Raw genomic sequence first — 13,141 nt, 5'->3', positions numbered from 1 at the left:
GGTAAGTTCTGCCGAGAACACCGACGACATACGACAAGGGGTGTAGGTATGACTGACGTGAACGGGAAGATCCGGACCTGGGGGCGCCGGTTTTTGGTCGGTGCGGCGGCGGCCGCGACCCTGCCGGGCCTGATCGGCCTTGCCGGCGGAGCGGCGACCGCCGGAGCGTTCTCACGACCAGGTTTGCCCGTCGAGTACCTACAGGTGCCCTCGGGGGCGATGGGTCGCAGTATCAAGGTCCAGTTCCAAAGCGGCGGAGACGGTTCTCCGGCGGTGTATCTGCTGGACGGTCTGCGTGCGCAGGACGACTACAACGGCTGGGACATCAATACCCCCGCATTCGAGTGGTACTACCAATCGGGGCTGTCGGTCGTCATGCCGGTCGGTGGCCAGTCCAGCTTCTACAGTGACTGGTACAGCCCGGCGTGCGGCAAGGCCGGCTGTACGACCTACAAGTGGGAAACGTTTTTGACCAGTGAACTGCCGCAATGGCTATCCGCCAATAGGAGTGTCAAGCCCACCGGCGGCGCCGTGGTCGGCCTCTCGATGGCCGGCTCGTCGGCCCTGATCCTGGCCGTCTACCATCCCGGCCAGTTCATCTTTGCCGGCTCGTTGTCGGCGCTAATGGACCCCTCCCAGGGGATGGGACCCCAGCTGATCGGCTTGGCGATGGGCGACGCCGGTGGTTACAAGGCTGCGGACATGTGGGGACCGCCGAGTGACCCGGCCTGGCAGCGGAACGACCCCACGCTCCAGGTTGGCAAGCTGGTCGCCAACAACACCCGCCTGTGGGTTTACTGCGGTAACGGCACACCGTCGGAGTTAGGTGGGGCCAACATTCCTGCTGAGTTCCTAGAGAACTTCGTGCGCAGCAGCAACTTAAAGTTCCAGGACGCCTACAACGCTGCCGGCGGCCACAACGCCGTGTTCAACTTCAACGGCAACGGAACGCACAGCTGGGAGTACTGGGGAGCCCAACTCAACGCCATGAAGCCCGATCTGCAGGGCACTTTGGGGGCTGGCCCCAGCGGCGGATAGCCTGTCCGCCCTCCTTGGAAAGGATTTTGCCGAACGCACGGCAGTTGGGCGAGGTGAGCGCGACCACTCTCCGCGTTTGCGGTCCCCGGGGTGCGCTTAGGCAAAGTTCGGCCATCCGGGCCAGGACCGGCACAGAATCAGGAGCAGATCATGCTGGTGAACAGCACTCGCAATCACGTTTGCCGAGGCCGGCGCGGCGCCGTTCGGGCCACTTCGCCTGGGGTGTTGGGCGCGTTGGCCGTGCTGGTTGCGGCACTGATTGCCGGCCCACCGCCGGCGAGAGCCGATGGCAGTAATCCGCTGATCGAATTGATCGACGCCGCCGCACAGCGGTTGGTCGTCGCCGAGCCGGTCGCCGCGTTCAAATGGATCGGGCACGGAGACATTGAGGATCCAGGCCGCGTCCAGCAAGTACTCGCCAAAATGCGTGCCGAGGCCAGCGCGAAAGGCGTCGACCCGGATTACGTCGCACGGGTCTTCGGTGACCAGATCAACGCTACCGAGGCCATTGAGTACAGCCGGTTCGCGGATTGGAAGTTCAATCCGTCCGGTGCGCCAACCGCGTCACCGGAGCTCTCGGCGTCGCGGTCGTCGATCGATGCCTTCAACGAAACGATGCTGACCCAGATGACGCTCAACTGGGACTTGCTGCATTCGCCAGCGTGCGCCGTCCAACTTGATGCCGCTCGCAGCGACGTCGTTCGGGATCGCCAACTCGACGGCCTCTATCAGCAGGCGCTCTCGTTGGCGACTCAGTCGTATTGCTAGGGCTTACCGCCCACTTGATGCACGGCGGCGTCGCGTTGAGCTGCTGACGGTGCCGATCTCGGCGCGATATAGGCGCGGTATATGAGCTATCTCACAAGCTTTGCGAACAGGTAACGCTTTGGACATGCCGGGCGAAATGCTTGACGTGAGAAAACTTTGTAAGCCGTTCGTGAAGTCCGCCGTGGTTGGCGGGATGGTTGCGGCGTCGATGGCGCTGTCCGGTGGTGTGGCGAACGCCGCTCCTGGGGGCCCTAACTGGGATGCAGTCGCGCAATGCGAGTCCGGCGGTAACTGGCGAGCCAACACCGGAAACGGCTTTTACGGTGGACTGCAATTTAAGCCAAGCACCTGGGCCCGATACGGCGGTGTCGGTAATCCGGCCGCCGCATCTAGGGAGCAGCAAATCGCGGTGGCCAACCGGGTTTTGGCCGACCAGGGGCTGGACGCATGGCCGAAGTGCGGCCCCGCCTCTGGCCTTCCGATCGCGCTGTGGTCGCATCCCGCCCAAGGCGTGAAGCAGATCATCAACGAGATCATTCAGATGGCGATACCGCACTAGCGGCGATCGCCGCCCGTGGTCTATGAAGGCCCAGGACTCCCGAAACTGGCCCAGGCGGGTCGGCCCGGTAGCTAGCCGCTGTTAGGGCGACTCCTCGTGCATGGGTGGGTGCGCTCGCGGGCGAAGGTACGGGCGGTACGCAAGGAGTGGCAAATGGCTAGCACCGGTCAACACCGCACACGAATGAAGGCGCTCGTAGCGTTCACCGCATCATCCTTCGACACTCACTTCCCCTCGCCCTTCGGCTCCGCAATTTACGACGAACAAAGCGCGGCCCTGGTGGCGCAGGCCTATGACACCGTCATGCAAATGTGCGACCCGACCAATCATGCGGAAATCAACGCCATCCGCGACGCGGCGCGAGGACTTCAACGGCTCTCCCTGCGTGGCTGTACGTTGTACAGCACCTGCGAGCCCTGCCCAATGTGCATTTCAGCTTGCATATGGGCCGAAATTGACACGGTGGTATTCGGAGCGTCGACCTTCGAGGACGCGAACTTGTATTGGCCGCAAGCGTCCGACGTGCCGCCGCAGGAGCTCGTGGCTCACATGCGGCTCGAGCCAAAGTGTCGATTGATACCTCATGTCGGGCGCTCGCTTTGCCAGAGCCTTTTCACGCGATGCGATGAAGTGCGCAACGAGAGAGGCTTGCAATTACCGCCACATCGGGAGAGGTTGCGCCCTAAGGGCTAAGCTCAGCGTGGACCTGGTGGATGTGACGGTCGATGGTTTTGTACGGTGCGGTCCGCAATCTGAGGGATAGCGGGATCGCGTTCGGCTGTCGATTTCTCGAAGTAACGTCTCAAGCCCGACCTGTCCTGGGTCGGCCGTCAACTCCGCAAGTAGCTGCCGCGATGCCAGCTGTGTTTGGATCAGGCCATGGAAGGTTCGGCGACTGTTCATATGGCGGCACCGGCGGAGAAGGTCTGGGAGCTGATCGCGGACGTCCGCAACACCGGACGGTTCTCCCCGGAGGTTTTTGAGGCCGAGTGGCTGGGCGATGCGACTGGCCCAGCCCTCGGCGCCAAATTCCGTGGTCATGTCCGGCGAAATGAAATCGGACCCGTGTATTGGACGACGTGCAAGGTGACCGCGTGTGAACCTGGCCGTGAGTTCGGCTTCGCGGTCCTGCTGAGCGACAAGCCGGTAAACAATTGGCACTATCGATTGGCGCCGTCCGGCGACGGCACGGACGTGACCGAGTCATTTCGGCTCAACCCTTCGCCACTGCTCACTGTGTATTGGTTGTTTGGCGGTTTTCTGCGTAAACGTCGCAACATCCGTGATATGACCAAGACGCTGCGGCGCATCAAAGATCTGGTCGAGGCGGGCTGACGGCGGAAGCGAGATGGACTGGTGCAAAACCGGTTGGTCAGGGCAACCGGGGTTGCCGTGGTTATCGGCGTCTCGGCCTGCGCGCAAGTCGAGACGATCCCCCGACGAGCCGTACATCTGACCATCGACGGCAACACTCATTCGACGCGCTCCGCTGCGTGCAGCCAAGACCAGTCTTATCGGACGATCAATATCCGCGAAAGCGGCGGTCAAGTCGAGGCCGTGGTGCTGTTCAGTGGCGGCAGGGCCATTGCTCAGTGGGTCATGATCCGCAACGTCGACGGGTTCACCGGCAGCTTCTGGGCAGGCGGGGTCGGAGACGCACGCGCCGAGGTTGCCAACAACACGTACACCATCACCGGTAGTGCCTCCGGCATCAGCAGCAGCGATCCCAACAAAGTCGTGACCGCAGAGTTCAAGATCACCGCTGAGTGCTAAGCCCGCCGCGTCTACGCTGGTCATTTGTAGTCCGGCCGACTGATGGAGGATCTGTGCGGCAGCGCTTGCACTGGTTCGCGCAATATGGATTTGTCCGCGGTGTCGCGCGGTTCGCCGCCCGGCGAGGTGACCCGCTGGCCCGCTTGGTCGTCGATCCGGCCATCAAGGCCAACCCAGTGGCCTTCTACCACGAACTGCGTGCCCGGGGGCCGTTAGTGCGGAGCCGCATCAGCTATTTGGCCGTCGATCATGCGATCGCACACGAGCTGCTGCGATCGGACGACTTCCATGTGATCTCGCTCGACGCAACTTTGCCAGCGCCGTTGCGCTGGCTGGAGAGCCGCAGCCGAGACAGTTTGTTGCATCCGTTGCGAGCGCCCTCGTTGCTGGCCGTTGAACCACCCGATCACACCCGCTACCGCAAGACGGTGTCGTCGGTGTTCACGCCCAGGGCGGTCGCCGCATTACGGGATCGGGTCGAGCAGACCGCATCGACCCTACTGGATCAACTCTCCCACCAGCACGGTGTCGTTGACGCCGTCGACCAGTATTGTTCGCAGCTTCCGGTCGCGGTGATCAGCGACATCTTGGGGGTACCCGATCGCGACCGAAACCACGTTCTTGAGTTCGGCGAGCTGGCCGCGCCCAGCTTGGACGTTGGGCTGACGTGGCAGCAGTACCGGCAGGTGCAACGAGGGGTCGCGGGTTTCAACGTCTGGCTTGCCGAACACTTACAGCAGCTGCGGCGTACCCCAGGCGATGATCTGATGAGTCAACTGATCCACGAAGCCGAAAACGGACCTGCCGAAACACAGCTCAACAGAAGCGAACTTCAGGCAATCGCTGGGCTGGTGTTGGCTGCCGGGTTTGAAACGACGGTGAACCTGCTGGGCAACGGTATTCGTATGCTGCTGGATACGCCTGAGTCTCTGCAGACGCTACGTACGCGTCCCGAGTTGTGGCCCAACGCGGTTGAAGAGATCCTGCGGCTAGATTCGCCGGTTCAGATGACCGCGCGGATAGCGCGCAAGGACGTCGACTTGGCGGGTAGCACGATCAAGCGCGACCAGGTGGTAGTCCTTTATTTGGCTGCGGCCAACCGGGACCCGTCCGTCTTTCCCGATCCAGATCGGTTCGACATCGAACGTCCCAATGCCGGAAGACATCTCGCATTCTCCGGTGGCAGGCACTTTTGTTTGGGAGCTGCTCTTGCTCGTGCCGAGGGTGAAGTCGGGCTGCGAACCTTCTTCGACCGCTTCCCGGAGGCGCGGGCAGCGGGTGCCGGAAGTAGGCGGGACACGCGGGTGCTGCGGGGTTGGTCGACACTGCCGGTGGTGCTAAGCGGGCCAGCGGCGCCTGTTGACACCGGCGCGCCGACCGAGTGTTATTGGCCGCTATGAGGTCGGTCCCACGTTGGCGGCTCGGGGCCCTGACGACATCGTGAAGCGGCTCAAGGTCGGGCTCGAGCCCCTGGCTCGCTACCAGAACCACGACGGCCTGCTGGTGTGCAACGGCGTCAACGCCATATACGGGCACTCCGAGACATGGCACTGGAACACCGGTGAAACCGCTGTGCTGCAGTTTGTCTCGGTCCACCGGGTGTGGTCGAAAGCAGCGGTTCGAAGGTCGCGCTCTGGAAGGACTATTGGGATATGGCCAGCATGACCGCTCAGGCGCCGTCGACCTGGTTGGCGGACCTCGCCGCCGCTGACACGTCCCGGTCAGTAGGTCTTCTCGGCTAGGCGGTAGACGCGGACGGCGTTGTCGTGGGCAACAAGGTCGACTACTCGTATGGCGTCGGCCTCGCTCCAGTCGCCGTCTTCGACAAATCCGCGCAGTACGCGATGAAGGCCGTTGCGCCACAACGTCGCACCGAGAAAGTGCAGCTCCGCGGGACCGAATCCGTCCGACGAGTACAAGATTTTGCGAAACGGTGCCAGCTCAAGCAACCGGGCGATGAATGCCGGTGTTCGAGCCCCTAGGTAGTTCACACTCAGCCCGCCGTCGAGATAGACATTGTTGAACGCCTGCGCCAGATAACCGGCTTCACGTTCGTAGGGATAGCAGTGCAGCAAAACGATCGGGGTGTCCCCAGAACGTCGCAGAAAGTCCAGCAGATACAGCGGATTGCCCTTGTGTAAATCGCAGTCCCGGTCGCCGAAGCCGACATGGAATTGCAGCGGCTTGCCAAGTCGCAGTGCTTGATGCAGCCCAAAACGCAGCAGCACCCGATCACATAGCCGGACACCGCCGGTATCGCGCCACCGGCTTGCGGCCTCGGCGACTTGCGATGCCGATGGCTCGGTCAGATCGCCGTCAAACCCAGCCCGGTAGGCCAGGATCGACTTGGTGGCGACCGCGGCAGCCCCGCGCCGGTGCAGGATCTCCTTGAAGGCCGACGCGTAGTCGCCGGGCGCCTGCGCGGCCTGCTCGGCTACCTGCTCGAGACGAATCACCTCGTGCGTACAGCCTCCTGACAGTGCGCTCAGCTCCAAGGCATCGGCTATGCCCTCGTCGATTCCGGTGTCGATCAGCCAGTCACTCACTCCGGCGGCCGGCAGAAATAGCCGGGCCAACTCGGCTTCGCTGAACTGGCGGCGACGGTCCCAATACGACTGTGGATCAATGTGTTTGGGTAGACCCAGGATGGGGCCGCAGTGGGTGCGCACGGCGAAGCCGAGCTGTGAATCAAACCCAGAGTCGAACTCCGCAAGCGGTTCAGTGTTCGCCTCGTTGAGAGCGTTTTCGAATCGTCGCCGGTCCCCTGCGGTCAACCAGCAGCCGTGGACATGCTGATCGATCAAGGCCACTTCGCCGACGTGCTGGGCCAGGGCTGATAAGTCGGACGCCATGACAGGCTCCGTCACAGGCTCCAGGCCATCCGGAACTTATCCGCCAGCTGCTCGGGGCTCAGGGTCGTGTAGCGCTCCTGCTCGAGACGGCGAACTGCGACCACCATGTCGACTGCAGGATCGCCGAGAATACCTCGCAGGAGCTGCGAATTATCAAGTGCAGCAATAGCTTCAGCCTGCACTGTGGGAAGCCTCAGGATATCGGCGCGGCGGCGGTCCGAATCGGAAAGTTTTGCGGGGTCGATGGTAATTTGCGGCGGCAATGCCGCTTTGTGTGTGATTCCGTCGAGTGCCAGCCCGAGGATCGCCGCCGACGCAAAATACGGGTTCGCCGAGGGATCGACAATTTTCACCTCGACATTGCCACCGCGCGGATTACTAGTGCCGCCCTTGACGAATCGCACCGCTGCCTCCCGGTTCTCGGTTCCCCAGCACGCATAGACACCGGCCCAATTGCCAGGGCGCATCCGCAATCCAGACACGATCGATCCGCACAAAACACCCTGGGCCTCCGCCAATCCGCGCAGCACGCCGGCCATCGCGCTCTCGCCCGCCGGCGTCATCCCCTCCACACCCGTCCCGTCGGAAAACAGCGGACCTTCCGAGGTGGCTAGCGAGAAGTGTTGGTGGGCACCGGATCCGACGCCGCCGGCGAAGGGAGCCGGCGACAGGCTAACGCGCAGTCCGTGGCGGCGGGCCGCCCGGCCGATGATGAGCCGGGTCAATGCCAATTGGTCGGCGGCGGCTACCGGCGCTAGCGGCGCCAACGAGATCTCGAATTGATTGGCACCGTACTCCGGATGAAATTGTTCGATCCCGACGCCGGAGGCTGCGGCCGCGCTGGTGACATCACGGACAAACGCCTCGTGTTCGAGCACACCGGCAAGACCGTACTGCGCCCACCCCGCCGACGGCAGCTGGCCACCGTCAGGATCGACCAGCAGGAATTCGATTTCGTGGCCGATCACCGCGTCGATGCCGGCTGCGGCGAGCGCAGCCTCCACCCGGCTCAGTGTCCCGCGGCTGCATCCGGAAACGGGTGCGCCGTCCTGCTCGAAGAACGCGGCGGGTGCCCAGGCCAACCCGTCTCCGATAATGCGCAGTGCGGATAGATCGATGCGCAGGCGCTGATCGCCGACCACGCCGACGTTTTCGGTGAACGCTATGCCGGTCTGGTCGATGGCAAACGCATGCCACGACGGACTGGCGCCTAAGCCGGGATCGGCGAATGCATTGGTCCGCCGGATCGGCACGGTTTTGGCTTGGGTGAGCCCGGCCGGGTTCACCGCGGTGCCGATGACGGTGTCGACGCCCTCTGCCTCCAGCTGGTCGATGGCTGCAGCGGCAAGCGGGGTAGCTGTCATGGCAGCCATTCTGCAGCGCCGACTAGCCACTCCATGTCGTGACGGGCGTGCGCGCTGTCGGACGCGGGATCCGCGGCTGGGCTCGGTCGGTTTGCTGCACTCGGGCTGGTCATGCCTGCCAGTGGATTAGCTAGTTAGCCACGAGGCGTTAACTCGGCGGCCGGGAGACGCATTGCGCCGAGTACAACTCCTCCCCGAGCTTGTCCATCAGCGCCAGCTGCGTTTCCAGGTAGTCGATGTGCTCTTCCTCGTCGGCCACGATTTTCTCCAGCAGCACGGCGCTGGTGCTGTCCTGCTTTTCCCGGCACATGATGATTCCGGGCTTGAGCCGGTTCACCACCTCGTACTCGATAGCCAGGTCGGCCTCGAACTGCTCACGTAGCGTCTGGCCAACGCGCAACGACCCGATCCGCTGGTAGTTCGGCAAGCCGTCCAGCAGCAAAATGCGATCGGTAACCGCCTCGGCGTGCCGCATTTCGTCGAAGGACTCCGCGCGGGTGTGCGCTGCTAACTCGGTAAAGCCCCAGTTGTCTTGCATCTTCGAATGCAGAAAATACTGGTTGATAGCGGTGAGCTCACTGGTCAGTTGCTCGTTGAGCAAGCGCAAGACATCCGGATCACCTTGCATGAACACTCCTAGGCATGGGTAAGGGACCACGTCGAACCGCTGCCGGTGGGCTGGGCTGAAGCACACCTAGCTTTGGCTCATCCTGGCAAATAGCAGCACACTGTGCCGTGCCAGGTTCGAATCTAGTGCAGCAGGTACGGGTCAGTGCAGCGTTAGGTGCATCGTCGGCGCGTCACGCGCAGGCGATCAATTCAATCGCAGGTTGTTACTTAGGTTAGACTCCACTAACCTACTTAGGTTAGACTCCACTAACATGCGGCTTGTTCGCCCGACGGCATCGCCCGGGACTCTGATCACGCGGGATGCGATGCGCGCGTATCTGGTGCGGGATGTCACCTGCGGTCGGGGGATTTGCTGATGTACGTGTGTCTGTGTGTCGGCGCCACCAACCAAACCGTGTGCGACGTCGTCGCGCGTGGTGCGTCGACCTCCAAAGAGGTCGCGGCCGCCTGCGGGGCGGGCGGCGACTGCGGGCGCTGCCGGCGCACGCTGCGGGCGATCATCGCCGCCTCAGCCCGAGGTGACGCCCAACTCGACCCGGCCAGCTAAACAATCAGGCTTGACCTCGCCGAGATGCCGGCCCGCAGTGAATGGCGTCGGCGTTTGCAGCGCAAGCGCGATGTATCGCATGCGATATCAACTTTCAGGGTCCAGCATGGCTGACCGGACGCTTAACCTGTGATCAATGGGCGAGCCGTCAGGTGAGCGGCGCAATCGGAGTTCAGCCGTTGCTGTACACCCGCGTCGGCACGATCAACACCACGGCGCGCCGCTCCTTGGCCATCACCTGGTCGTATTCCTGCCAGTTGTCGTGGGTGCCGCCCGCGGCGGTGAAGACCTCGCGTAGCAATACCCGCAATTGGTCGGCGTCGGCGAGCCAGGGCTGTGCGTCATCGGGTCCGGCCAGCTCCGCACGGCCCTCGACGGTCGCCCACTGCCAGCCGTTGCGGAAGGTGACGGCTAGCTGCGGCCGGGCCCGAAGATTGGCGAGTTTGACCTTGCCGTAGGTGGTAAAGCCTAGGGAGGGTTCTCCGCTGGCGGGGTGCGGCAACAGGCCGACATTGACTAGCGAAGCCTGCACCGTTCCGTCGGAGCGAACGGTGGACACCACGGCTAGACCGCTTTCTGCGGCGGCCAACGCCACAGCGTCGCGCAATGTTGTCATGCGGGTTCCTTAATCCTTGAACGGTGTCTTGAACACGTAGCGGCTAGTTGGGACGGTGTCGATGTTTTCGTTGGCGCCGAATGTAGTTGTGCTAGCAACCATCCGGCTTAGCCGGTGCTGCAGGTCGTTGTCGTCGGCGGCCCCGAAGAAAGCCTTCAGGTCGGTGATTGCCTCCGCCGGGAACAACTCTTCGACGATGCCCACGATTCCCGGTGCGTGTGGGGTGAGGGTACGCACGACCCAATTCTGGGTGTACCCAAATGTCGACTGTGTCTCGATGGCCACCTGCGTGTGGTGGCGTTGCCAACGATCCAGCCACGTCTCCTGGTCCAGGGCAGTGGGCTGGCGTAGCAGCGCAATGTTGGCTAAACCCGTTGTACGAGCACCTGATTCGGTAGCAGGTGGGGCCAGTGGGATCGACTCGGTCACCAGATACGCACCGAGTTGATCGCACTCCCGAGCCAGCAGCTTGAGCGCTGCCGCCGTCTGATCGCCATAGCATTGCTGGGTCCACAGACTCACCACCGCTGCCACCGGCGGCGCCAACGTTGTCAACGTCATGAGTGAGTGGTGCACCGCGCTGTCACGGACGTTGATCGAGAGCCCGGGAAGGCCCAGCCCCAACAGTGCATCGGCGACCGGACCCCGCTGGCGGGCGCACCAATCGTCATCGGGATCAGCACGCATGAGCCGCGCCGGCGACGATGCAGAGCGAAGTGATGTGGAGGAGTGGCGCATGAGCACAGCGATTACCTTCTCCATAGGCCGAACTTACCGTCGCTTAGCCGACTAGCCGCACCTGATGTTCGCTGCTAATCAACTCACCGATGATCCCGGCAATCTGCTGATAGGACGCACCGCGGCCGCTAGCGGAGCGGAACGCCAGACCGATCCGTCGTCCGGGGCGGGGGGCAGCGAACTGCGCAAGTCCGAGGCGGCTGCGCGCGGACTCGACGGGCGCAGCGCTCTGTGGGATCAGCGTCACCCCCAATCCGCCGGTCACGCATTGCACAGCGGTCGCCAACGACGCCGCGCGGGTGTTGGCCAGCTCGGCCTGCACTCCCGCTTTCCGGCAGATGTCGAGGGCCTGGTCGCGCAAGCAGTGACCCTCATCCAGCAGCAGCAGCGGCAGCTGCGCCAGTGCCGTTGTTGGCACCCGGCGTTTGCCGGACAGCGGATGCCCCGGAGGTAGCGCAAGGACGAAATCCTCGTCATAGATCGGTATCTCGGTAATCCCGGCGGCTTCGACCGGTAAGGCGATCATTGCCGCATCTAATGCCCCCTCGCGCAGGGCGGTCAGCAGGCGTTCGGTCTGGTCCTCGACCACCCGCAAGGTCAGCGTCGGCAGCCGACGGGTGAGTCCAGCCAGTACCGTCGGCAGCACATACGGCGCCACGGTGGGAATCAGTCCAAGGCGCATGCCGCCTCGCAGCGGATCCGATTCGCCGGCGGCCGCTGCGGTGAACGCGTCCATCGCCTCGATCGCGGCCTGGGCGCGTGGTAGCAACTGCCTGCCCTGCGCCGTCACGAAGACCCTCCGGGTGGACCGCTCGACTAGCTGCACGCCGAGTCCGGTCTCCAGCGCCGCTAATGCCTGCGACAACGTCGACTGACTCACGCCGAGAAAGCTTGCGGCGGCGGTGAAGTGACGCTTCTCCACCACCGCAACAAAAGCGCGAAGCCCAGCGATGGTGGGCTGATAACTCTTATCGGTCATGCCGATTAGTATAGTGTGATATATCACCTTTACTTCAGGCCGGGCTCAAGGCAACATGGGTGGGCGGAAATCTAATCTTGAATTAATCCAGACAAGGATCGGACATGTCATTGCTCTCAATTGGCCAACAGTTCCCCGCCTACCAGCTCACCGCGCTGATCGGCGGCGACCTGTCGAAGGTTGACGCGCAGCAACCTGGTGACTACTTCACCACCGTCTCCAGTGACGACCACTCGGGCAAGTGGCGCGTAGTGTTCTTCTGGCCGAAGGACTTCACTTTCATCTGCCCGACCGAGATCGCGGCGTTCGGCAAGCTGAACGAGGAGTTCGAGGACCGTGACGCGCAGATCCTCGGGGTTTCGATCGACAGCGAATTCGTGCACTTCCAGTGGCGTGCACAGCACGAGGACCTCAAGCGGCTCCCCTTCCCGATGCTCTCGGACATCAAGCGGGAGCTTTCCGAGGCCACTGGAGCACTCAACGCCGATGGTGTCGCTGACCGCGTGACCTTCATCGTCGATCCCAACAACGAGATCCAGTTCGTCTCGGTGACCGCCGGTTCCGTGGGACGCAACGTCGATGAGGTGCTGCGGGTGCTCGATGCCCTGCAATCCGACGAGCTGTGTGCGTGCAACTGGCGCAAGGGTGACCCGACGCTGAACGTCACTGAACTGCTCAAGGCGTCTGCCTAACCCAAGGCCTGACCGAAAGCCTGATTTCCAACCTGATGGGGAGGCGCGATGAGCATCGAGGACCTCAAGGCCGCGCTGCCTGAGTACGCTAAGGACCTCAAGCTCAACCTGGGCTCGATCGCCCGCAGCACCGTGCTAAACGACGAGCAGCTGTGGGGCACGCTGCTAGCCAGCGCCGCGGCGACGCGTAACGCGCAAGTGCTTGCCCAGATTGGTGCCGAGGCAGCCAATTATCTCTCGGGCGAGGCATACAACGCGGCGCTGGGAGCTGCGGCCATTATGGGCATGAACAACGTGTTCTACCGCGGCCGCGGCTTCCTCGACGGTCAGTATGACGATCTGCGTCCTGGGTTGCGGATGAACATCATCGGCAACCCAGGTGTCGATAAGGCTCATTTTGAGCTGTGGTCCTTTGCGGTGTCGTCAATCAACGGATGCTCGCACTGCGTTGTCGCTCATGAGCACACGCTGCGTGAGGCGGGTGTGGATCGAGAGGTGGTGTTGGAAGCGTTGAAGGTCGCCGCTATCGTTTCCGGTGTGGCACAGGCGATTACCGCCGCTGAGACACTGGCGACGATCGGCTGA

At 62.9% G+C, this 13,141-nt stretch carries 16 protein-coding genes and 1 pseudogene; 11 read left to right on the top strand and 6 right to left on the bottom strand.

The window, feature by feature from the left end; genetic code table 11:
• Positions 1 to 48 precede the first annotated feature (48 nt).
• The 8 genes and pseudogenes from ag85B to B586_RS22025 all read left to right on the top strand — a co-directional run.
• Positions 49 to 1,038, top strand: coding sequence for a diacylglycerol acyltransferase/mycolyltransferase Ag85B (ag85B, locus tag B586_RS10800; RefSeq protein WP_047314133.1), 990 nt, complete (start codon positions 49 to 51; stop codon positions 1,036 to 1,038).
• 150 nt (positions 1,039 to 1,188) lie between these two features.
• On the top strand, positions 1,189 to 1,806 hold the full coding sequence (locus B586_RS10795) for a chorismate mutase (protein ID WP_082607583.1): 618 nt from the start codon (positions 1,189 to 1,191) through the stop codon (positions 1,804 to 1,806).
• 124 nt (positions 1,807 to 1,930) lie between these two features.
• Complete coding sequence (rpfC, locus tag B586_RS10790) at positions 1,931 to 2,365, top strand: resuscitation-promoting factor RpfC (RefSeq protein WP_047314135.1); 435 nt, start codon at positions 1,931 to 1,933, stop codon at positions 2,363 to 2,365.
• A 153-nt stretch (positions 2,366 to 2,518) separates the two neighbouring features.
• The gene (locus B586_RS10785) at positions 2,519 to 3,058 is read left to right on the top strand and encodes a nucleoside deaminase (protein ID WP_082607739.1); all 540 of its coding nucleotides are present in this window, start codon (positions 2,519 to 2,521) and stop codon (positions 3,056 to 3,058) included.
• A 168-nt stretch (positions 3,059 to 3,226) separates the two neighbouring features.
• A complete protein-coding gene (locus tag B586_RS10780) occupies positions 3,227 to 3,700 on the top strand; it encodes an SRPBCC family protein (RefSeq protein WP_168162588.1) in 474 nt (157 codons plus the stop codon).
• A gap of 21 nt (positions 3,701 to 3,721) precedes the next feature.
• Complete coding sequence (locus B586_RS10775; protein ID WP_054879965.1) at positions 3,722 to 4,138, top strand: lipoprotein LpqH; 417 nt, start codon at positions 3,722 to 3,724, stop codon at positions 4,136 to 4,138.
• 53 nt (positions 4,139 to 4,191) lie between these two features.
• Positions 4,192 to 5,538: a cytochrome P450 gene (locus B586_RS10770; protein WP_054879966.1), complete on the top strand. Its 1,347-nt coding sequence runs from the start codon at positions 4,192 to 4,194 to the stop codon at positions 5,536 to 5,538.
• A gap of 1 nt (position 5,539) precedes the next feature.
• Positions 5,540 to 5,880, top strand: a pseudogene (locus tag B586_RS22025) (nuclear transport factor 2 family protein); the annotation flags it as partial.
• On the opposite strand, the gene B586_RS10760 reads toward B586_RS22025, so the two are convergent.
• The 3 genes from B586_RS10760 to bfrA form a co-directional block, all read right to left on the bottom strand.
• A complete protein-coding gene (locus tag B586_RS10760) occupies positions 5,860 to 6,990 on the bottom strand; it encodes an amidohydrolase family protein (RefSeq protein WP_054879967.1) in 1,131 nt (376 codons plus the stop codon). The pseudogene B586_RS22025 and the gene B586_RS10760 sit on opposite strands and share 21 nt — an antisense overlap.
• Positions 6,991 to 7,001: 11 nt before the next feature.
• On the bottom strand, positions 7,002 to 8,354 hold the full coding sequence (locus B586_RS10755) for a type I glutamate--ammonia ligase (RefSeq protein ID WP_054880967.1): 1,353 nt from the start codon (positions 8,352 to 8,354) through the stop codon (positions 7,002 to 7,004).
• 148 nt (positions 8,355 to 8,502) lie between these two features.
• Positions 8,503 to 8,982: a bacterioferritin BfrA gene (gene bfrA, locus B586_RS10750; RefSeq protein WP_047314239.1), complete on the bottom strand. Its 480-nt coding sequence runs from the start codon at positions 8,980 to 8,982 to the stop codon at positions 8,503 to 8,505.
• Between the two features lie 357 nt (positions 8,983 to 9,339).
• On the opposite strand from bfrA, the gene B586_RS10745 reads away from it, so the two are divergent.
• Entirely contained in the window at positions 9,340 to 9,531 is a 192-nt protein-coding gene (locus B586_RS10745; protein WP_054879968.1) for a (2Fe-2S)-binding protein, read from the top strand.
• Between the two features lie 172 nt (positions 9,532 to 9,703).
• Here the strand turns inward: B586_RS10745 and B586_RS10740 are convergent, their stop codons facing one another.
• From B586_RS10740 to B586_RS10730, 3 genes are read right to left on the bottom strand one after another with little or no spacing between them, the layout of a single operon-like run.
• Positions 9,704 to 10,147 carry a PPOX class F420-dependent oxidoreductase gene (locus tag B586_RS10740; RefSeq protein ID WP_054879969.1) on the bottom strand — a complete coding sequence of 148 codons (444 nt, stop codon included), beginning with the start codon at positions 10,145 to 10,147 and terminating at the stop codon, positions 9,704 to 9,706.
• 9 nt (positions 10,148 to 10,156) lie between these two features.
• A complete protein-coding gene (locus B586_RS10735; RefSeq protein WP_418001102.1) occupies positions 10,157 to 10,909 on the bottom strand; it encodes a hypothetical protein in 753 nt (250 codons plus the stop codon).
• A gap of 19 nt (positions 10,910 to 10,928) precedes the next feature.
• On the bottom strand, positions 10,929 to 11,864 hold the full coding sequence (locus B586_RS10730) for a hydrogen peroxide-inducible genes activator (protein WP_054879970.1): 936 nt from the start codon (positions 11,862 to 11,864) through the stop codon (positions 10,929 to 10,931).
• Between the two features lie 104 nt (positions 11,865 to 11,968).
• Between B586_RS10730 and B586_RS10725 the strand changes: the two genes are divergently transcribed.
• Entirely contained in the window at positions 11,969 to 12,556 is a 588-nt protein-coding gene (locus B586_RS10725; RefSeq protein WP_047314145.1) for a peroxiredoxin, read from the top strand.
• Between the two features lie 48 nt (positions 12,557 to 12,604).
• The gene (locus B586_RS10720) at positions 12,605 to 13,141 is read left to right on the top strand and encodes an alkyl hydroperoxide reductase (protein WP_054879971.1); all 537 of its coding nucleotides are present in this window, start codon (positions 12,605 to 12,607) and stop codon (positions 13,139 to 13,141) included.

Origin of the sequence: Mycobacterium haemophilum DSM 44634 (genome assembly GCF_000340435.2) — a bacterium.
GTDB classification, from domain to species: domain Bacteria; phylum Actinomycetota; class Actinomycetes; order Mycobacteriales; family Mycobacteriaceae; genus Mycobacterium; species Mycobacterium haemophilum.
The sequence above is the reverse complement of the archived record's forward strand: the minus strand, read 5'-3'. Positions and strand labels throughout refer to the sequence as shown.